The sequence below is a fragment of the Corynebacterium sp. genome (assembly GCF_022712195.1).
Lineage (GTDB): Bacteria > Actinomycetota > Actinomycetes > Mycobacteriales > Mycobacteriaceae > Corynebacterium.
In genome coordinates this window covers 1-19014 of record NZ_JALAGY010000098.1, presented here as the reverse complement: position 1 = coordinate 19014, position 19014 = coordinate 1, and the positions used below count along the sequence as shown (strand labels likewise).

General features: G+C 68.6%; 20 protein-coding genes and 1 pseudogene. 12 read left to right on the top strand and 9 right to left on the bottom strand.

The genetic code is table 11. The features are described 5' to 3' along the window. The first annotated feature begins 66 nt into the window (after nt 1-66). The 6 genes from Q0A34_RS13625 to Q0A34_RS13600 are packed head-to-tail and all read left to right on the top strand — an operon-like array spanning nt 67 to nt 7524. A complete protein-coding gene (locus tag Q0A34_RS13625) occupies nt 67-2778 on the top strand; it encodes a DEAD/DEAH box helicase (protein WP_291480538.1) in 2712 nt (903 codons plus the stop codon). 30 nt (nt 2779-2808) lie between these two features. Continuing rightward, nucleotides 2809-3912 carry a Xaa-Pro peptidase family protein gene (locus tag Q0A34_RS13620; RefSeq protein WP_291480537.1) on the top strand — a complete coding sequence of 368 codons (1104 nt, stop codon included), beginning with the start codon at nt 2809-2811 and terminating at the stop codon, nt 3910-3912. Further along, the gene (locus Q0A34_RS13615; protein WP_291480536.1) at nt 3909-4658 is read left to right on the top strand and encodes an SDR family NAD(P)-dependent oxidoreductase; all 750 of its coding nucleotides are present in this window, start codon (nt 3909-3911) and stop codon (nt 4656-4658) included. The genes Q0A34_RS13620 and Q0A34_RS13615 overlap by 4 nt, the downstream gene beginning before the upstream one ends. Nucleotides 4659-4668: 10 nt before the next feature. Next, complete coding sequence (locus Q0A34_RS13610) at nt 4669-5160, top strand: FxsA family protein (RefSeq protein WP_291480535.1); 492 nt, start codon at nt 4669-4671, stop codon at nt 5158-5160. Beyond that, complete coding sequence (gene lnt, locus Q0A34_RS13605; protein ID WP_291480534.1) at nt 5157-6704, top strand: apolipoprotein N-acyltransferase; 1548 nt, start codon at nt 5157-5159, stop codon at nt 6702-6704. Before Q0A34_RS13610 ends, lnt begins: the two co-directional genes overlap by 4 nt. Before the next feature lie 7 nt (nt 6705-6711). Then, nucleotides 6712-7524: a polyprenol monophosphomannose synthase gene (locus Q0A34_RS13600; RefSeq protein ID WP_291480533.1), complete on the top strand. Its 813-nt coding sequence runs from the start codon at nt 6712-6714 to the stop codon at nt 7522-7524. On the opposite strand, the gene Q0A34_RS13595 is transcribed toward Q0A34_RS13600, so the two are convergent. Beyond that, nucleotides 7521-8948, bottom strand: a complete 1428-nt coding sequence (locus Q0A34_RS13595; RefSeq protein ID WP_291480532.1) for an HNH endonuclease signature motif containing protein — start codon at nt 8946-8948, stop codon at nt 7521-7523. The two genes, Q0A34_RS13600 and Q0A34_RS13595, sit on opposite strands and share 4 nt — an antisense overlap. A 143-nt stretch (nt 8949-9091) precedes the next feature. Next, a complete protein-coding gene (locus tag Q0A34_RS13590; protein ID WP_038548667.1) occupies nt 9092-9463 on the bottom strand; it encodes an RNA polymerase-binding protein RbpA in 372 nt (123 codons plus the stop codon). A 129-nt stretch (nt 9464-9592) separates the two neighbouring features. Here Q0A34_RS13590 and Q0A34_RS13585 point away from each other — a divergent pair, with 129 nt between their 5' ends. From Q0A34_RS13585 to Q0A34_RS13560, 6 genes are all read left to right on the top strand, one after another. Further along, on the top strand, nt 9593-9961 hold the full coding sequence (locus Q0A34_RS13585) for a hypothetical protein (RefSeq protein ID WP_291480531.1): 369 nt from the start codon (nt 9593-9595) through the stop codon (nt 9959-9961). Between the two features lie 34 nt (nt 9962-9995). Next, entirely contained in the window at nt 9996-10682 is a 687-nt protein-coding gene (locus Q0A34_RS13580; protein WP_291480530.1) for a YceI family protein, read from the top strand. Between the two features lie 19 nt (nt 10683-10701). Then, nucleotides 10702-10887, top strand: a complete 186-nt coding sequence (locus Q0A34_RS13575) for a hypothetical protein (RefSeq protein WP_291480529.1) — start codon at nt 10702-10704, stop codon at nt 10885-10887. Nucleotides 10888-10929: 42 nt separating this feature from the next. Next, nucleotides 10930-12264 (top strand): magnesium transporter, encoded by a 1335-nt coding sequence (mgtE, locus tag Q0A34_RS13570; protein WP_291480528.1) that lies wholly within the window; start codon nt 10930-10932, stop codon nt 12262-12264. 441 nt (nt 12265-12705) lie between these two features. Continuing rightward, entirely contained in the window at nt 12706-13092 is a 387-nt protein-coding gene (locus tag Q0A34_RS13565) for a RidA family protein (protein WP_291480527.1), read from the top strand. 49 nt (nt 13093-13141) lie between these two features. Further along, nucleotides 13142-14272: an aminotransferase class V-fold PLP-dependent enzyme gene (locus tag Q0A34_RS13560; protein WP_291480526.1), complete on the top strand. Its 1131-nt coding sequence runs from the start codon at nt 13142-13144 to the stop codon at nt 14270-14272. Nucleotides 14273-14314: 42 nt separating this feature from the next. Here Q0A34_RS13560 and Q0A34_RS13555 read toward each other — a convergent pair whose 3' ends face one another. From Q0A34_RS13555 to Q0A34_RS13525, 7 genes and pseudogenes are all read right to left on the bottom strand, one after another. Beyond that, nucleotides 14315-15283, bottom strand: a complete 969-nt coding sequence (locus Q0A34_RS13555; RefSeq protein WP_291480525.1) for a 2-oxoglutarate and iron-dependent oxygenase domain-containing protein — start codon at nt 15281-15283, stop codon at nt 14315-14317. 61 nt (nt 15284-15344) lie between these two features. Continuing rightward, nucleotides 15345-15923 carry a hypothetical protein gene (locus tag Q0A34_RS13550; RefSeq protein WP_291480524.1) on the bottom strand — a complete coding sequence of 193 codons (579 nt, stop codon included), beginning with the start codon at nt 15921-15923 and terminating at the stop codon, nt 15345-15347. 12 nt (nt 15924-15935) lie between these two features. Continuing rightward, nucleotides 15936-16496, bottom strand: a complete 561-nt coding sequence (locus Q0A34_RS13545; RefSeq protein ID WP_291480523.1) for a hypothetical protein — start codon at nt 16494-16496, stop codon at nt 15936-15938. Between the two features lie 20 nt (nt 16497-16516). Next, entirely contained in the window at nt 16517-17317 is an 801-nt protein-coding gene (locus Q0A34_RS13540) for a class I SAM-dependent methyltransferase (protein WP_291480522.1), read from the bottom strand. Nucleotide 17318: 1 nt separating this feature from the next. Continuing rightward, nucleotides 17319-18143, bottom strand: coding sequence for a thioesterase family protein (locus tag Q0A34_RS13535; protein ID WP_291480521.1), 825 nt, complete (start codon nt 18141-18143; stop codon nt 17319-17321). A 17-nt stretch (nt 18144-18160) separates the two neighbouring features. After that, complete coding sequence (locus Q0A34_RS13530) at nt 18161-18823, bottom strand: response regulator transcription factor (RefSeq protein ID WP_291480520.1); 663 nt, start codon at nt 18821-18823, stop codon at nt 18161-18163. After that, nucleotides 18823-19014, bottom strand: a pseudogene (locus Q0A34_RS13525) (hypothetical protein); the annotation flags it as partial. The gene Q0A34_RS13530 and the pseudogene Q0A34_RS13525, both read right to left, overlap by 1 nt.

Sequence of the window (19014 nt, the reverse complement as noted above, 5' to 3'; positions counted from 1 at the left end):
CGGCGCCTCCCGTACAGCCCCCGACGTCACCGTCGACCCCGACAAGGATGGACGACAGCAATCTCGATGACCTCCTCTGACCCGGGCACGCTCCCGGCACCGGTCGCGGCCTTCGCGGCCGCATACCCTTTCCCCCTGGACGAGTTCCAGCTCACCGCCGCCACCTCCGTCGCCGAGGGGCGCGGCGTACTCGTCTGTGCCCCCACCGGCGCCGGCAAGACGGTGGTGGGGGAGTTCGCCGTCCACGAGGCCTTCCGGCGCGACGGCACCTGTTTCTACACCACCCCGATCAAGGCCCTGAGCAATCAGAAGTACCACGACCTCGTCGCCCGTTACGGCGAGGACCGTGTCGGGCTGCTCACCGGCGACGTCAGCGTCAACGGCGACGCCCCGGTGGTCGTGATGACCACCGAGGTCCTGCGCAACATGATCTACGCCGGTTCGGAACGGCTCGACACCCTGACCCACGTGGTCATGGACGAGGTCCACTTCCTCGCCGACCCGTCCCGCGGGCCTGTGTGGGAGGAGACGATCCTCAACCTAGACCCGTCGGTGATCCTGGTCAGTCTGTCCGCGACGGTGAGCAACGCCGAGGAGTTCGGCGCCTGGCTCTCCACCGTGCGCGGCCGCACCGACCTGGTCGTCACCACCCACCGTCCCGTCCCACTCCACCAGTCGATGATGGTCGGCTCTCAGATCATGCCACTCTACGCGGAAGGCGGTCGGACCGGGGACGCCGACGTCAACCGCGCCGTCGTCGCCGCGGCCGCCCGGGCGGAGGAGTCCGGACGACGGCAGGGTCCGAAACGCACCGACGTCGTCACCCAGATGCGTGGTGCCTCGATGCTCCCGGCGATCTACTTCATCTTCTCCCGCGCCGGTTGCGACGGCGCGGTCCGTCAGCTCCTCATCGACCGGGTGAGGCTCACCACCGACGCTGAACGCGACGACATCCTCACGACCGTCGACAAGGGGGTCGAGGGCATCGCGACCGAGGATCTCGGGGTCCTCGGGTTCCGGCAGTGGCGACGGGCCCTCGGCAACGGTTACGGCGCGCACCACGCCGGCATGCTGCCGGCCTTCCGGCACATCGTCGAGCAGCTGTTCTCCCGCGGGCTGCTCAAGGTCTGCTTCGCGACCGAGACCCTCGCCCTGGGCATCAACATGCCCGCCAGGACGGTGGTGCTCGAGAAGCTCGTCAAGTTCAACGGCGAGGCCCACGTCGACCTCACCCCGGGTCAGTACACCCAGCTCACGGGGCGCGCCGGCCGCCGGGGCATCGACACCGAGGGGCACGCCCTGGTGCTGTGGTCGAGAGGCATCGACCCCCATGCCGTGGCGAACCTCGCCCAGACCCGTACCTACCCCCTGGACTCCACCTTCCGTCCCGGTTACAACATGGCGGTAAACCTGATCTCCACGAAGGGCTACACCGAGTCCCACCGGCTCCTTGACCGCTCATTCGCCCAGTACCAGGCTGCCTCCACCGTGGTGGAGCAGGCCGAACGTGCCAGCCGCCGTCGTCGCGAACTGGCCCGGCTGGAGCGCGAGCTGTCGACCGCACTGTCATCTCTGCGGGGTGCCCGGGTCACCGCCGACGACGCCGTGGAGTACGCCGCGCTCCGACGCGACCTGTCGCTGGAGGAGCGGCGGGCGAAGAAGGACTCTGCCGCCGACCGTCAGGCGGAGACCGCGAAGCTGCTGTCGAGCCTCTCCGTAGGCGACATCGTCGCCCTACCGACCGGCCGGCACCCGCAGCTGGCCACAGTCGCCCGGAGCGACTCCGACCACCGTCGGCCGCGCCCGTGGATCATCACCGAGGACGGCTGGTGTGGCCCGGTGAGCGCCGAGACCTTCGGGAACGTCCCGGTGCCGCTGGGGCACATGCCGCTGCACAAGGGGGTGCAGCGCAGCCCGAAGCGTCACGCACGCGCAGTGGCCTCCACCCTACGGCGTCAGAAGGTCGACCGGCCCCGTGTCCTCAAGCCCCGGGCGAAGAGCGGTTCCCGCAGGGCCGCGGAACTCCGCGGCAAGGTACACGTACACCCGGTGCACCTGCTGGCCGAGCGTGAGGACATCGTCCGCCCCGCGGAACGCGTGGTCGCCGCCCGACGCACCCTGGACCGCGAACTGGAGGTGGCAGCCCCGGAGACAGAGTCGCTGTCCCGGACCTTTGACCGGATCCTGGATCTGCTCGCCGAACTCGACTACGTCGAGCAGGACGACGGCGCCCCTTCCGGTGAACGGACAAGCACCCGCGTCACCTCGGAGGGACGGCGGCTGGCGCAGGTCCACCACGAGGCCGACCTGCTCGTCGCCCAGTGCCTGCGCCGCGGTGTGTGGGACGACCTCGATCCCGCGGAACTCGCCGCGGTGGTGTCGACGTGTGTCTTCGAGAACCGGCGGGAGAGCGAGGGGCGCCATCAGGAAGGTGTACCCACCCAGGCCCTCGCTGACGCGGTTTCCGCGGTCTTCCGCATCCACGGGGAACTTGTCTCCGACGAGGCACGCCACCGGCTTCCGCTGACCCGTGACCCGGACACGGGCTTCGCGACGGCCGTGCACCAGTGGGCGGCCGGGGCGCCCCTGGACTACTGTCTGCGGGCCGCCGAGGCGTCCGGAGCCACGCTCAGCGCCGGTGACTTCGTGCGCTGGTGTAATCGTGTCGTCGACCTCCTCGAGCAGATCCGGCACACGGGGTACTCACCGTCGGTGAAGGCCTCGGCCCGTAAGGCCGTCCCGGCGATCCGTCGCGGAGTGGTGGAGCTCGGCGCTTAGGTGGCCGGTTCTGGCCTAGACTGGCTTCCCATGAGCTTTCCCACCTCCACCTACACCGGCCGCCTCGACGCCGTCGCCAGCCGTCTCGAAGAGCAGGGTCTCGCCGCGGCTGTGCTGACCCCGGGGCCGGACCTGCGGTTCCTCCTCGACAGTGACCTCGAGACCCACGAGCGTTTCGCCGCGCTGGTGGTAGCCCCCGGCTCACGGCGGATCGTGGTGCCGGGGGTGGACGCCGCCGCGCTTCGCGACGGTGTGGCGGGGGAGGCCGGGGTGGAGGTCGTGCCGTGGAACGACGGTGAGGATCCGCTGTCGCTCCTGTGCCTTCCGGCCGGTGCGACAGTGGCGGTCTCCGCGACAATGACCGCCGGCCACCTTCTCGCCCTCCAGGACAGGGGAGTGCGCGCCCGTAACGCCACCAGCGTTTTGAGGGAGGTGTTCATGGTCAAGGACGCCGTCGAGATCGCCGAACTCACCCGGGCGGGCCACGCCATCGACGCCGTGCACAACCGGGTCCCCGGCCTGCTGCAGCCCGGACGTACCGAACGCGAGGTCGCCGCGGACCTGCGCACCATGATCCTCGCGGAGCACGACGTGGTGGACTTCGTCATCGTCGGGTCCGGTCCCCACGGCGCCGACCCGCACCACAGCTACTCCGACCGCGTCCTCGTCGACGGGGACATGGTGGTCGTCGACATCGGCGGCACCCTCGACTCCGGCTATCACTCGGACTGCACCCGCACCTACGTGATCGGCGCCCCGTCCGCGGAACAGCGGGAGGCCTACGACATTTTGCGGCGGGCGCAGGCCGCAGGACGCTCCGCCGCCCGGCCGGGCGTCACCGCCGGTGAGCTTGACGGGGTGGTTCGGGAGATCATCACCGCCGCCGGGTACGGGGAGTACTTCACTCACCGGACCGGTCACGGTATCGGCGTGTCCGGACACGAGGAACCGTTCATCATCGCAGGTGACGATACGGTGCTCACCGAGGGGATGGCCTTCTCCGTCGAGCCCGGGATCTACGTTCCGGGCCGGTGGGGTGCCCGGATCGAGGACATCGTGGTCCTCACGGCCGAGGGCTGCGAGCCGTTGAACACCACCACCCACGACCTCGTCGCCGTGGAGGTGCCGGCATGAGCGCCCCTGCCTCCCCGAAGCGGATCGCCCTGTTCGGCGCGACCAGTGAGATCGGTGCGGAGATCGTCCTGCGTCTCGCCCCCGGCAACCACCTGGTTCTCGCGGCCCGACGTCCCGACGCCCTCGACAGCCTGGTCACGGCGTGCCGGGAGGCGGGTGCGGTCTCCGTGGAGACTGTCTTCTTCGACGCCGCCGACTGCACCGCACAGTCGGCGGTCATCGACGCCGTCGAGGGTTCCGGGGCCCTCGACACCGCGATCGCCGCCTTCGGTGTCCTCGGTGACCAGGAACGTGCCGAGCGCGACGGTGCGGAGGTGGAGCGCGTCCTTCACACCGACTTCACAGCCCAGGCCGTCCTACTCACCGAACTCTCCACACGCATGGTGGCCCGCGGACACGGCGAGCTGGTCGCTTTCTCGTCCATCGCCGGCGCACGGGTCCGTCGGCCGAACTACGTATACGGCTCAGCGAAGGCGGGACTCGACGGGTTCTGCCAGGGCATGCAGGACGCCCTGCGTGGCACCGGCGTACGGCTGACCGTGGTGCGCCCCGGTTTCGTCATCGGACGCATGACCGAGGGTATGGACCCGGCACCGATGTCGGTGACCCCGGACGTCGTCGCCGACGCCACGGTGCAGGCTCTGGCGTCGCAGCGGACGGACGTCTGGGTCCCCCGCAGACTCGCCGTCCTCGCCCGGATCATGCCCCTGGTCCCGCGCGCCCTGTGGCGCCGGGCTCCACGGTAGGGTGGGGAGTATGCCCCGACTGCTGCCTCTGCTCTACATCCTCGTCGAGTTCCTCGTGTTCTTCCTGATGGGACGGTGGATCGGCTTCGGGTGGACTGTCCTGCTCGTGGTGGGGACGTTCGTCGGCGGGATGGTGCTGGCCGGGTGGCAGTTCCGTGAGCTGGTCCGCCGTTCGATGAACGACCGGTCCAACCCCGGCCGACTCACCGCCGATGCGGCGCTGAGCGCCGTCGGCGCGGTCCTCGTCGCACTGCCGGGACTGCTGACCGCCGTCCTCGGCATCGTGCTGCTTCTACCGCCGACACGCTCCCTGGTCCGGAGAGGCCTCGGTGGGGCGCTGCGTCGGAAGCTCACCAGCTTCGGCGGCGCGTCGTTCACCACGGTCTCGGGAGTCAGCATGCCGCAGACACGGAACGTCGACGGGTGGGGCGAGGTCATCGACCATCGCGCCGACGAGTTCGACGACAGGGACGGGGAGTCGGACAGGGACGGCAGGGCGTGATCCGTTTCCTCCTGCTGACGGTCGCCGCCGCGGCCGCGGGGGTGGCCCAGTTCGCCTCCTACCAGCCCACCGGTCTGTGGTGGGCTGCCCCGCTGGGGTTCGCGCTCTTCTTCGTCGTGGTCGGCCGGGTGGTGTCGGAGGCCCCCGGGGACGCCACCGGTGCCCGTCACGTCCGCCGGTGGGTGATGTGGCTCAGCTGGGTTCAGGGCCTGGTGTGCTATCTCTTCCTGCTGCCGTGGGTGGGGGAGTACGTCGGGGCGATCGCCTGGATCGGCCTGGCCCTCCTGGAGTCCCTCTACAGCCTGCTCTTCGGCCTGGGCCTGGGTCTGCTGTGCGTGGCCGTCCGGTCACGGCGGGGTTCCGGCGGCACCGTCCTTCTGCTCGTGGCGGTTCCGGCCTGGTTCGTCGCCACCGAGTGGCTGCGGTCCTCGTGGCCGTTCGGCGGGTTCGGCTGGGCGAGGGTCGCGTGGGGGCAGGTCGCCGGCCCGCTGGCCGAGTGGACCGCGGTGGCGGGCCCCGCTCTGGTCACCTTCGCGGTGGTGCTCACCGGGCTGGCGCTGGCGCTGCTGGTGCGTCGTCGGTACGTCACCGCCGTGTCCACCGTGGCGGTGACGGTGGGCGGCGGCCTCGTTCTCGGCGCTGTCCCGACGTCGTGGGGCGGCGACGTCGACGAGACGCTCAACGTCGTGGCGGTACAGGGCAATGTGCCGCGCCTCGGCCTGGACTTCAACTCCCAACGCGCCGCGGTCCTGAACAACCACCTCGCGCAGACCTTCCGGCTCGCCGAGGAGATCGACCGGGGCGAGCGGCCTCGACCGGACGTGGTGATCTGGCCGGAGAACGCCTCGGACATCAACCCATTCACCTCGGAGAGCGCCGCCGAACAGATCAGTGCCGCCGCGGAGGCCGTGGGGGCACCGTTGCTGGTCGGCACGCTCACCGAGGACGAGGTCGGGTCCCGGAACACCGCGGTGGTGTGGGACCCGGAGTCGGGGCCGGGGGACCAGCACGTGAAGAAGTTCCTCCAGCCGTTCGGCGAGTACATGCCCTACCGTGACCTGCTGCGTCACGTCAGCCCGTACGTCGACATGGCAGGGGACTTCAAGGCGGGCGACGGTGACGGCGTGGTCGACATGGACGGTGTTCCGGTCGGTGTCGCCACCTGCTACGAGGTCAGTTTCGACGGGGCCTTCCGGGACGCCGTACGCGCGGGCGCCACGCTCTTCGCCAGCCCGACGAACAACGCGACCTTCGGCTTCACCGACATGACGTTCCAGCAGCTGGCGATCAGCCGGATGCGGGCGATCGAATACGACCGTTCCGTGATCGTCGCGGCGACGTCGGGGGTCTCCGCGATCGTCGCCCCGGACGGCGGTGTGACGGACAGGACAGAGATTTTCCGCGCGGGTCTTTTGCAGGAGGACGTTCCGGTGCGCGATACTGAGACGTTGTCAGCACGTGTCGGCCCCGTCGGCGAGTGGATCCTCACCGTCGTCGGCGCCGCCGTCGTGTTCTATGCAGGTTTCCGTCAGAAGAAGAGGTAGGCAGAGGTTGGCTACGGGACATTCGACACACCCCAGTGACCGCACCCTGGTCATCATCCCCACCTACGAGGAGCTGGAGAATCTCCCGCTCATCGTGGGGCGCCTCCGTGCGGCGGAACCCGACCGCGTCGACATCCTCATCGTGGACGACAACAGCCCGGACGGCACCGGGGAACTCGCCGACGACCTGGCCTCCTCTGACGCGCACGTCAACGTGCTGCACCGTGAGGGCAAGGGCGGGCTGTGCGGTGCCTACGTGGCGGGGTTCCGGTGGGGGCTGGAGCGGGACTACCAGGTGCTGTGTGAGATGGACGCTGACGGGTCCCACGCCCCCGAGCAGCTCCACCGCCTCCTCGACCAGGTCGACGCTGGTTCTGACCTGGTCATCGGGTCGCGTTACGTGCCCGGCGGCAAGGTCGTCAACTGGCCGTGGAACCGGTGGTTCCTGTCGAAGGCGGGGAACATCTACATCTCGGTCGCCCTGGGCGCCGGCCTCTCCGACATGACCGCCGGGTACCGTGCGTACCGTCGGTCGCTGGTGGAGTCCCTGGATCTCGACGAGTTGTCGAACGCCGGTTACATCTTCCAGGTCGATCTCGCGTTCCGCGCGGTCGAGGGCGGTTTCTCCGTCGACGAAGTGCCGATCACCTTCACCGAGAGGGAGATCGGGGAATCGAAGTTGGCGGGCAGCTTCATCAAGGACAGCCTGATGGTGGTGACGGCGTGGGGCGTCCGTCACCGTGCCACCCAGGTCGGAGACTTCGTCGGGGCATTCTGGCGGCTTGGCGCGGATTCGGTCCGGCAGAAGCTGGGGCGCTAGAACGGTACCTTCTCCGTGCTCGCCCGCCGGGCTGACGCGAGAACGGCCTGCCGGGCGGCCCGTTCCGCCATCCTGCGGTCGTTGCGCTCGCGCACGGTCCGGAACCGTCTGCTCGCCCTCTCGGCGAAACTCGTCCTGGAGAACCCCGCCAGGGGACCGGTCGGTTCCGTGACGTAGATGTGCCCGTCGTCGACACTCGACCACATCACCGCGCCGTCGACGCCCTTGGTGGCGTCGACCCAGCCGAGCGTCTTGAGCCGGTGGTGGGTGCGGCACAGTGGGTGGAGATTCCGGGTGTCCGTCGGGCCACCGGAACCGGGGTCGTCGTGGTCGAATCGGTGCACATGGTCGATGTCGCACTTCGCTGCGGGAACCTCACATCCGGGGAATGTGCAGCTGGTGTACACCCCTTCCAGGAACTCCACCATGTTGCTGGTAGGGGTGTATGCCTCCGTGGCCTCATGCCCGGGGATCCGGAGGTGGGTCACACGATCCATGAAGGCGTCGGTCGCCACCGCGTCGAGCCAGTGTCCGCCGGAGGTCGCCGCGACGTCGCTGTTGATCTCGCGGTAGAGGTTCAGTGTGACCCGGGTGTCGACGGTGCCGCGGGCGAGGTGCAGCAGACCGTCTGCGCGGGAGCACGCCAGTTCACGGCAGACCGCGTCGAGGATCGCCACCACTTCCTCGGCTTCCTCGGGAGGCAGCGTCACGGTGATCACCGTGGCGCAGGGGTCGTAGCTGTCGACGCCCACCCGCCGGGTCAGCGTGCCTCCGTCCCGCGGGTCGATGCCCACCGGTGGGTCGACGTCGTGGGACCGGCCCTGTTCCACGGTGCCGATGGCGTCGGCGCAGGAGGCGGCGGGCGGGGCCGGTTCACTGGGGTCGACGGGCCGGGCTCTCTCGTCCACGCCGTGCACCGCCTTGAGGACTTTCCTGGCCAGTGCCCTGGGCCCGGGGACCTGCTGGCCGTCGCGGCGCGGTGTCAGGATCCCGATCAGGGCTTCCTCCGCCCGGGCTGTGTCCTCGTTCCGGATACCGTCGGTGCTCCGGGCTATGAGACGCAGGTGGTCGACACTGAGTATGCCGGTGAGCAGGCGTGCCTTCAGCCGCGGCATGCGTTCGCAGAGCAGTCCGATGTCCGTGTACGTCTCGGCCCGTGACCGGGTCACCGCCAACATCGCCTGGACACGCGCATGGTGGGCGACCACATCCGCCGTCCCGCGCGGGACGCACCGCACCGCGGCCTCGACGACGGAACGGTTCGCCCTCCTGACTGAGGCGACGGCGGGGTTCCTCGATATCTCGATCGACCACCGGCGACGTGGAGTCGCCCCCAGCTCCCGGTCGTCTCCCCGGACGAACACACCGGAGATGAATCTCACCTCCACGGACGGGGGACGGGGCACCGACGAAGTCTCCTGCATGTCGAACACGCTACCGAAGGTCACGGACACGAATATGCATAAAACCTCATGCTTCGAACATGAGTTCGACTTAAGTGCGGACAAGAGAAAGCCCTCCGGTGGAGGACCGGAGGGCTGTGACCGTGGTCAATGCCGGAGCGAACTCAGGAGTTCGCGGCCTGCTCCTTCATCAGCTTCATCGCGGTGCGACGACGCTTACGCAGCAGTTCGATGCGCTCCTCCAGAAGCACGTCGAGCTCCTCGAGGGAACGGCGTTCGCGGAGCATGTCCCAGTGGGTACGTGCCGGCTTCTGCGGCTTCGCGTCCTGGCCGACACCCTCGATGAGCTGACCCAGCTGACCGTTCTTGCACATCCACTCGCTGGGGATCTCCGCGTCGTTGGCGAACGCGACCTCGAAGATCTCACCGGACTCGGTCTGGTATTTGGTCATCTGACGGGGGGCCAGGTCGTGGTCACGGTCCGTCTCGTAGGACACCGCTCCCATTCGACTGCCACGCAGTACACGATCTGCCATCAGTGCATCACCCTTCTCATCATGCGGACGTGGTGGATCTTACCTCCCGTTCAACGGACGAGGTGCCCGAATAATTCCCGGGCGACACCACAGTGCTCAACCACACCACTCTACCCCAGAAGTGCAATGATGGACGACATGACCGACCACGCCACCGATCCCCAGCGGCCGCCACGCCACCGTTGCGAATGGTGCAGCCGCGAGATCACCCAGGAAGGGCCCGGGCGTCGTCGACGCTACTGCAGCCAGTCCTGCCGTCAACGTGCCTATGAACAGCGGCAGTCGCTCAAGGACACGACGATCCCGGCGGACTCCGTGATCCTGCCCAGGGCCGCCGCGGAGGAACTCACCGACCGGCTCTTCGAGGTCCGCTGCGCCGCAGAGGACATCCGCGAGGCCGTCAATGACGGCGAACCGGCGGACAGCGTCCTGGAACTCTGCCGGGAGCTCGTCGACCTCGCCAGGGCGGCGGAGGGGGTCCGGGGGAGAAGCGAATAGGGATGACGGACCGGGGCGACTAGCATGGTCAGACATGCGGAAAGGTATCGTCACGCTGGTTGTCGTCGCAGTCGTCGCTCTGGCCATCGCCACCGTCGGCCCCCCGGTGTACAAGTTGCTCACCAGTGAGGGGCTGCAGACCGCATCCATCGCCGACGGGAGTGGCGAACCGGCGACGGTAGGCGTGGACGGCCACTGGGACATCGTCGGCGGCGTGGGGCAGAACTCCCCCGAGGCCGGGTACACCTTCGACGAGATCCTGCCGGGCCAGGAGAAGACCACCTCAGGCAGGACGTCGTCCGTCGACGGTTCGCTGGTGGTGTCGGACGGCGTTCTGCGGGAGGGGAAGGTGACCGTCGACGTCGCCAGCATCGAGTCCGACATCGAGAAGCGGGACATCCACGTCCGGGACAACATCCTGCACACCGACCGGTACCCGGAGGCGACGTTCACCATCACCGACCCCGTGGACCTGTCGTCCCTCCCGGACGACGGTAGTGTGGACACGGTGACCGTGAACGGCGAACTCACCATGCACGGACAGACCAATGACGTCACCACCGAACTCTCCGTTCTCCGGACAGGCGAGAACGTGATCGTCAGCGGCCGGGTCCCGGTGGAGCGGGAGGCCTTCGGAATCGTCTCCCCGGAATTCGTCGCGTCACAGATCGCCGAAGAAGGAACCGTGGACCTGCTGCTGGTCTTCGGCCTGCAGAACTGACCCCTGAGAGGACATCACCATGGACAGAGACGTCATGGTCTTCACCCGGTGGATCCGGCTTGTCGCTCTCCTTGCCGCGACGGTGTTCATGGTCGTCACCGGCGGGACCGTCGGCTACATCTTCGCGGTCGTCTGCGTCGCCTTCCTCGGCATGACGGTCTGGCAGTTGCTCAAGCTGTACCGCGACGAGCGGTACCGCACGTAACAGCAGGAGAGAACGGCAGACTCACGGCCTTCAGGAGGCTTCATGGGACACGACATCACCGACCTTCTGGAGCGCCGGGACGTGGCTGCGCTGCAGGCGGTCCTCAAGGACATGACCACGGTCGCCGTCGCCGACGAGATGTCCCGGCGGACCACGGACGAGCAGGCGGTGATCTTCCGGCTCCTCGACAAGGACCGGGCGATCCAGGTCTTCGAGTACCTGGACGTCGTTCACCAGGCCGACCTGATGGCCGGACTGAGGGACGCCCGCTTCGCCGATCTGCTCCTCAATCTGCCGGACGACGACAGGGCGCAGCTGCTCGGCGAGATGCCGGCCGCCGTGGCCGCCCGTATGATGACCGACCTCCCTGCGGAGCGCCGCAGGATCACCGCAGAGCTCCTGGGTTACCCGGACGAGTCCGCGGGCCGCGTCATGACTCCGGTGCCCACCGTGATCGACGTCGGCAACAGCAGGGAACAGGCGTTGAAGAAGCTGCGGGGGCGTGAACTGAGGAACCGGGACATCGCGGTACTCGCCGTCACTGACTCCACGCGGCAGCTCGTCGGCGTGGTGAATCTCGCGTCCCTGGTGACAGCGGCCGACGGCACGCCCGTGTCCGAGCTGATGAACGTCGAGACCCATGCCGTCCAGGCCACCGAGGACCAGGAGGTCGCGGCCCGTCTCGTGCAGGAAGCCGATCTCCTGGCGCTGCCCGTCGTGGACGGTGAAGGGCGTTTCCTCGGCATGATCACCGTCGACGACGCCATGGAGATCCTCGAGCTGGAGGTCACCGAGGACGTCTACCGTGCCGGAGGTTCCGAGCCGCTGAAGCAGCCCTACCTGACGGCGACGGTCTTCGACCTGGCCCGGAAACGTGGCGTGTGGCTGCTGGTGCTCATCGTGACCGCCGTCCTCACCGTGAATGTCATGTCCTTCTTCGAGGACACCCTGGCGAAGGTGGTCGTCCTGGCGACCTTCGTACCGATGGTTACCGGTACCGGCGGCAACGCCGGATCGCAGGCGGCGTCCTCCGTGGTTCGGGCCCTCGCCGTCGACGAGGTCCGTCCACGTGACATCTGGAGGGTGATCTGGCGTGAGATACGCGTGGGGTTCCTGCTGGGCGTGTTCCTCGGAGCACTGATCTTCCCGTTCATCTCCCTGATCTACGAATGGCGCATCGGCGCGGTGATGGCGCTGACCATCGTGGGGATTTGCACGTGGGCCTGCATCGTCGGTGGTGTACTGCCGCTGATCGCCCGTAAGATCGGTGTCGATCCGGCGGTCTTCTCGACGCCGGTCGTCTCGACCCTGGTGGACGCGACGGGTCTGGTGATCTACTTCAGCATCGCGCAGGTGATTCTGTCGAGCATGCTGTGAATGCGCCTGGATCAAGGGGAGCAATGTCCACGCCTTTATGTCACAGTGACGTATTAGGGACGGCCATCCGGGGCTTGCCGGAGCGGCAGAGAGCAGCCGCGCCGCCGGTTCGCCCGAGACCAGGCGCCACGACACGGCGGACGCTCCGGCAACGCACAGCGGGCGAACGACTGCGGAAGGCACGCCCCGGGCCGTCCGGCAACGGTTCGCCCCAGAGCCAGGGTCGGCACGGCCACACGGTCACGGCGCACGCAACGCAGGGGCTGCGGACACCTACAGACATCTACGGATATCTGTGGACACCGCGGACACCCGCGGACAACACGGCGGCGCGACACGGACCGCCGACGTCAACCACCTGCCCTGTTCCGCCGATAATATACATTATGACACTTCGCCACTGTCGTGACGTCCCCTGCGCCCACTGTTAGGGTCACCACCATGGATCACCACTTCAGCCCGTCACTTCATCAGTCGCAGGCACCCTTCTCGCACCTGTCCGTCCATGGCGGAATCGCCTACACGGCAGGCATCATCGGCCAGGACCGGACTACCGGCGCCCTCCACCCGGGCGGTGTCAGTGAACAGTGCGCACTGATGCTGGAGAACCTCGGCGTACTCCTGACCGAGAACGGCCTCGACCGGTCGCGGATCATCAGGACGACCGTCTACCTGACGTCCTACGACGACTTCGACGTCGTCAACACCGAGTACGCCCGCAGGTTCCGGGCACCGTACCCCGCACGCACCACACTGCAGGTGGCCGGCCTGCCCCTGGGCGCGTCCGTCCAGATCGATGCGGTGGTCGCCACGGACACCGCTTCATAAATTCACCCCTCGTGCTGAGACAGAGATCACTCTGTGGGAGAATACAGGCATGAACCTCCCACACAATGATATCGACCCCGACGGTCTGCTCGAGTACTCCGTCGTCTTCACCGACCGGTCCCTCAACCACATGTCAGCCCGGTTCACCACTGTCATGCAGGATATCCGTGACATCCTCACCACCACCTACGACGCCGAGACCGTCGCGGTGGTCCCGGGCGGCGGCAGCTACGCCATGGAGGCCGTCGCCCGTCAACTCGTCACCGACAGGCGCACGCTCATCGTCCGGAACGGGCTGTTCTCCTTCCGCTGGTCACAGATCATCGACGCCGGGCGGATCACCGACGACGTCACCGTACTCAAGGCACGTCAGACCGGCGACGATCCGACCTCCACGTGGGTCCCCGCCCCGATCGAGGACGTGACCGCGGCGATCCGTCGGGAACGGCCTGAGGTGGTCATCGCCCCGCACGTGGAGACAGCCGCCGGCATCCAACTCACCGACAGCTACATCACCGCCATGGCTGAGGCCGCCCACGAGGTCGGCGCCCTGGTCGTCCTCGACTGCGTCGCCTCCGGCGCCTCCTGGGTCTCGATGACCGAGACCGGCGTCGACGTACTGGTCAGTGCCCCGCAGAAGGGATGGAGCGGAACACCCTGCGCCGGCTACGTCATGCTCAGCGCGGCAGGACGCGACGCGGTGAACAGGTCAACCTCCTCCAGCTTCGCGGTGGACCTGAAGAAGTGGCTCTTCATCACCGACGAGTACGGACAGGGCCGCACCCCGTACCACGCCACCCTGCCGACCGACGGGCTGGCGCACAACGCCGCCCTCATGGCGGAGGCACGGGACCGTGGCCTGGAGAACCTGCGGGCCGCACAGATCGACCTCGGGACTAAGGTCCGGGCCCTGCTCGAGGAGCGCGGCATCTCCCCCATCTGCACCGGCGAGTTCGCCGCCCCGAGCGTGGTCGTCGCCTACACCGACGACCCCGAGGTGAAGTCGGGCGCGAAGTTCAAGCAGGCCGGTGTCCAGGTCGCCGGCGGTGTGCCTCTGCAGTGCGGTGAGCCGGAGGGCTTCTCCACCTTCCGTCTGGGCCTGTTCGGACTCGACAAGCTCGCCGACGTCGACGGCACGGTCGACCGACTGCGCACCGCCCTCGACACGCTGGGAATGTAAGCGTTTTCAGGGCACTCTGTCGACGACGCCTGACCTGGTCATTCACCCCACGGTGGCGGCCGCGTTGCGCTCGCTGAAGTAGTCCGCCGCCCTCACCGGCGCATAGTCCGCCCCGCCGCCGGCGGGCGGTGCGAGAGGTTCGACGACCTGGGTCATGTCCGGCTCCATGAACGCGATGATGCTGTACAGTTCCTCGGACGGCGCGTCCTCGCTGGGCGCCAGCACTCGGTGCCGGGTGGAACGCCACCTGTCCCCCGTCCACCGGGCCAGGAGGTCCGCGATGTTGATCGTCAGGGCGCCCTCGACGTAGGGCGCGTCCTGCCACTCCCCGTCCGCGGTCTGGACCTGCAGACCGCCGTATCCGGGTTCGCGGTCCAGGATCGTCACCAACCCCCAGTCGGTGTGCGGTGCGATACGGTACTGCCCCTGCCTGGCCCGGCCGACGACCGACAGCGCCGGGTAGCGGTTGATGTTGAAGGTGTGCGGCGAGTCCTGTGCACGGTCGACGAAGAACCGCTCGTCCAGGCCCAGTGCGGTGGCGAGCATCTCCAGCAGGTCCCGGTAGAGTTCCCGTGCAGCCTGCGCCCACCGCGTGACCAGTGGTTCGAGGGACGGGACCTCCGACGGGAACACGTTGGGCTGGAAGTGGGCCGCGTCGATCTCCTCGTCCCCGGTGAGGTGGTCCCTCCCGAAGGTGAGGGTCTCCTTCAGGTCGGCGGTCTCCGGGTCGGCGGTCTCCCCGTAGTAGGCGTTGGCCTCGTCCCCGGTGCGGATCCAGCCGCGGCCTCCGACGACCGTACGGTACCTCTCCTTCGTGGCGTCCGGCAGGTGGAAGAACTCCGCCGCCGCGGCACGCAGTTCGGCGGACCAGGTGGCGTGGATTCCGTGTCCGCTGACCATGAAGAAGCCGGAGTGCTTCATGGCACGGTCGAGACGTTCCGCAAGTTCCCGGCGCCGTGCCACGGGAGCCGTGCGCCATTCAGCGACGTCGATCAGGGGAATATCCAGCATGGTGCCCGTCAAAGGTCTGCCTCTCTTCATCCTGCGGTGACCGGTGTATCGTACACCGCCGTCACAGTCCGCCGAGTATCCCCTTCAACGCCGCGCGCACGGGTTCCCGTTCCTCCGCGGTCCCCATCCCAGTCACGGTGAGGGTCACGGTGAGCCGTGCGGGGTCCTTCGTTTCCACGGCGACCTGGAGTGCCTGCCCGCCTTCCAGGGAGCACCGCCAGTACGAGCGTTTCGGTGTGTCCGAGACGCGCGGGATGTCCGCCACCCGCACCGACTCCGACGTACCGGCGGTGACCGCCGCACCGACGTCATCCCGGAGTGCGGCGCGGTCACGCCCACCGGCCCCTTCCCGCCGGACGGTTCGGCTCGCCGCCACCTGGAAGTCGCCTCTGCCCGACTGCCCCGTGACCCGCCGTCCGATCTGCTTCTCGTAGGCGATCGTGGCACCCTGCCCCCACCATCCGGGGTTCTCCACCCCGGCCTTGACCATCAACGGATGCACCGCGGCCGCCAGCTCGGCGTGGGATGCCTCTGCCCCACCGGCCGCCTCGAAGTGGTCGACGATCGTGTCCCACCCCAGTCCCGTGGCCGACACCGACACCACACGGGCGACCTCCGGTGCCGGGTGTGCAGACGACATGACGACGCTCCCCTACCTCACCCGGGCCGATTCGATCCGCGTCGGCGCCGCGTACGCGGTGCCGGCGGTGCACAGGATCGCCCCGAGGGTGAGCAGGGTGTTCCAGTCACCGTCGAGCAGTCCGCCGAGAAGGACGTACACCACACCCGCGGCGATGGCGAGGGCGAGGATCGCGGCGCCGAAGAGATTCTCGTTGCCCGTGCCGACCACCGGAATGTACAGCAGGCCGGCGAGCACGCCGACGATGCCGGCGATCGCACCGTAGACGACCGCCGCGCCCGGCCCCTGGGCCGCCCACCCGGTCACCGCGGACACGATCAGGTCGACCACAAGCAGGAGGGCGAAGGAGATGACCGCGCAGAGAACGCCGAGGATCACCAGGTTGATGATCACCTTCCTGGTGTCGAACCGTCCAGCCAGCAGATTCTCCGGCTGAGGCTGCTGAGCCGGCCTGGGCTGCTGCTGGTACCCCTGGTTCTGCTGCGGCTGCTGCGGTGCATACTGCCGAGTCGGCTCGTACTGCTGACCGTAGCCACGGTGGGGATCCGGACGGTAGGGCTGCTGGTTGCTCATGCGACCAGTCTTCCATCAGGTCACACCCGGATCAACAACTCCCCGTGCGGCATCACGAAGACCGCGGCGTCGTCGTCGACCCAGGCGCGCCACCCGTCGCAGATCCGGTCGGCGTCGTCCGTCGCGGACTCCGCTGTACGGCGGATCCAGCTGTCCGCCAGCCAGGACGCCCCCGAACCTGCACTGTACTGCCAGGTGGAGGTTGTGTAGGTGAGTTGCCCGGGGCCGAAACCGGCCGCACGGGCCCACTCCGGAAGGTGTCGTCCGGCGTCGGGCTCCCCACCGTTGGCGCGGGCCCGGCGCCGGTAGTCACGGCGCCATTCCAGCAGGCCGTCCGGTTGCGGGTGGAAGAACATGCCGCCGTAGTCGGCGTCGCGGACGGCGACGACACCGCCCGGCGCGGCGACGCGGGCGAACTCACGCAGGGCGGCGACGGGGTCGGCGAGATGCTGCAGCACCTGGTGCGCGAGGACAAGGTCGAAGGTGCCGTCGGGGAACGGCAGTGCACGGGCGTCGCCTGTCGTGAAGACCGCGCCGATTCCCCGTCGGCGTGCCAGTTCACGGGCCGCCGCGACCGGGACGTGGGTGTTCTCCACCCCGATGACCTGTGAGGCGGCCCCTCCGGCTCCGGCGACGGTGGCCGCCAGGTCGAGGGTGATCGAGCCTGGCCCGCAGCCGACGTCGAGGACGCGGGAGTCCCGGTGGACGTACGGGAGAGCGAACGCCACCGAGTTTTCCGCCGTGCGCGTCAGGTGGTTGGTGAGGACCGCAGGCCCGTGTCCGTGTGTGTACTTCGGGGTGTGCTCCGGGATGTCGTCCATGTCAGCCCAGTCTGATACCGGCGAACTGGTGGGACTGGGCGACAAGGTTCCCGGCGGAGTCCCACACCGTGGCCGATTCGTCGACCCGCTCACCCTTGATCAGGTTCGCGGACAGCAGGACGTTCACCGGCCCGGGGACGGGGACTGCCCGGACGTACGTCGACAGTTCGATGGTGGGCACCCATCCTCCCGGGGTGACGTCGAAGGTGGCGGGAGGAAGAACGTCCGCGGCCAGCAGCAGCGACTCCGGGGTGAAGTCTTCCCCGTCGGGCAGGCTGACCCAGGCGCGAACCTCCCCGTGGCCCCGGGGGTCGCCGGTGGTGAAGGCGGTCTGGCCGGGGTGCAGGTACAGGCCGACGTGCCGGAGGATCTCGACGGGGAACTCTTCGGTGGGCGGGAGGTAGCGTACGCAGTCCTCGATGTCCGCTCCCTGGGCGGGCAGGTCCGGCGAGGACCAGTCGACGGCGGCGGCGCCGGGTGACCCGAGGGTGAACAGCGACTCCCCGGTGATGTGGCCGCCCTGGCTCATCCGGACGCGGACCTGGGTGGTCGTCCGGCCGCTGCGCAGGAGTTCGGAGGTCAGTTCCACCCGTCCGGGGCGGGGCGGGCGGAGGAAGTGGGTGGAGGCCGCGACGACATGCGGGTGGGCGGTGCGCTCCCCTCCCCGCTCCTGCCCTGCGGCTTCCGCCACCGCGGCCCGCGCCATGACGGTCTGCAGGTAGCCGCCGTTGGGGTTGCCCAGGATGGTCCACCCCGGGTGGATGTCGGCGGTCCAGCTGTGGTCGCCGTCGGGGCTGACGGCACTGACGTCTGCGTATTCGCTCACCGGGTTCACTGTACCCGTCATGCGCCCCGGTGTTCCCTGTGCCACAGTGCCGCCTGGAGTCTCGACACCGCCCCGATCTTGGCGTAGAGGTTCCCCAGGTGGGTCTTCACCGTGGTCTCGCTGATGTGGAGGTCACCGGCGATCCGGTGGTTGGACAGGCCGGCGGCCACCAGCGCCAGGACCTCTTCCTCCCTGCCGGTGAGGTGGACGTCACCGTCGGCCCTGACAGCGGGTGGGACAGGGCCGGACTCCGCACGTCTGCGCAGGGCGGTGAGCACGGCGGTGGTGGTCTCGTTGGACAGTGCCGCGTCCCCCTGTGCCACGGAGCGGATCGCGGCGAGGATGTTCGCCGGACGTTCGGTCTTGACCAGGTACCCGTCCGCACCTGCGCCGATGGCGTCGAGGACGTCACCGTCGAGCCCGAAGGCGGAGATCACCAGCACCCTGCACCCGGTGGCGCACAGTGCGGGGGTGATCTCGATGCCGCTGGCACCTGGCATCCGGACATCGGTCAGGACCACGTCCGGACGTGTGCGGGTGGCGACCTCGACGGCGGACGGGCCGTCCTCCGCCTCTCCGACCACGCTCATGTCGGGGGCGGTGCGGATCAGGGTGACGATCCCCGCCCGGAACGCGGCCTGGTCGTCGGCGACGACGACCCTGACAGGTGCACTGGGCATCAGTTCCCCTCCGTCGAGGTGGCGGGCAGCGGAATGCTGGCCCGGACCTGCCACCGGTCGGTGGAGTCGCCGACCGGCCCGGCCTCGACGCCTCCACCCAGGGCACGCGCCCGGTTGTCCATGGTGCGCAGACCGAAGGCCGTGGTGGCGGTGGCCGTCGGTCCTGGCGTGGGTTCCGGGGTGGGTTCCGG

Excerpts from the sequence above, each read along its gene's own strand:
- Q0A34_RS13625 (WP_291480538.1), top strand. The coding sequence starts at position 67 with ATGACCTCCTCTGACCCGGGCACGCTCCCGGCACCGGTCGCGGCCTTC.
- Q0A34_RS13620 (WP_291480537.1), top strand. The coding sequence starts at position 2,809 with ATGAGCTTTCCCACCTCCACCTACACCGGCCGCCTCGACGCCGTCGCC.
- Q0A34_RS13615 (WP_291480536.1), top strand. The coding sequence starts at position 3,909 with ATGAGCGCCCCTGCCTCCCCGAAGCGGATCGCCCTGTTCGGCGCGACC.
- Q0A34_RS13610 (WP_291480535.1), top strand. The coding sequence starts at position 4,669 with ATGCCCCGACTGCTGCCTCTGCTCTACATCCTCGTCGAGTTCCTCGTG.
- Q0A34_RS13595 (WP_291480532.1), bottom strand. The coding sequence starts at position 8,948 with ATGCAGGAGACTTCGTCGGTGCCCCGTCCCCCGTCCGTGGAGGTGAGA.
- Q0A34_RS13590 (WP_038548667.1), bottom strand. The coding sequence starts at position 9,463 with ATGGCAGATCGTGTACTGCGTGGCAGTCGAATGGGAGCGGTGTCCTAC.
- Q0A34_RS13585 (WP_291480531.1), top strand. The coding sequence starts at position 9,593 with ATGGACGACATGACCGACCACGCCACCGATCCCCAGCGGCCGCCACGC.
- Q0A34_RS13580 (WP_291480530.1), top strand. The coding sequence starts at position 9,996 with ATGCGGAAAGGTATCGTCACGCTGGTTGTCGTCGCAGTCGTCGCTCTG.
- Q0A34_RS13575 (WP_291480529.1), top strand. The coding sequence starts at position 10,702 with ATGGACAGAGACGTCATGGTCTTCACCCGGTGGATCCGGCTTGTCGCT.
- mgtE (WP_291480528.1), top strand. The coding sequence starts at position 10,930 with ATGGGACACGACATCACCGACCTTCTGGAGCGCCGGGACGTGGCTGCG.
- Q0A34_RS13565 (WP_291480527.1), top strand. The coding sequence starts at position 12,706 with ATGGATCACCACTTCAGCCCGTCACTTCATCAGTCGCAGGCACCCTTC.
- Q0A34_RS13560 (WP_291480526.1), top strand. The coding sequence starts at position 13,142 with ATGAACCTCCCACACAATGATATCGACCCCGACGGTCTGCTCGAGTAC.
- Q0A34_RS13555 (WP_291480525.1), bottom strand. The coding sequence starts at position 15,283 with ATGCTGGATATTCCCCTGATCGACGTCGCTGAATGGCGCACGGCTCCC.
- Q0A34_RS13550 (WP_291480524.1), bottom strand. The coding sequence starts at position 15,923 with ATGTCGTCTGCACACCCGGCACCGGAGGTCGCCCGTGTGGTGTCGGTG.
- Q0A34_RS13545 (WP_291480523.1), bottom strand. The coding sequence starts at position 16,496 with ATGAGCAACCAGCAGCCCTACCGTCCGGATCCCCACCGTGGCTACGGT.
- Q0A34_RS13540 (WP_291480522.1), bottom strand. The coding sequence starts at position 17,317 with ATGGACGACATCCCGGAGCACACCCCGAAGTACACACACGGACACGGG.
- Q0A34_RS13530 (WP_291480520.1), bottom strand. The coding sequence starts at position 18,823 with ATGCCCAGTGCACCTGTCAGGGTCGTCGTCGCCGACGACCAGGCCGCG.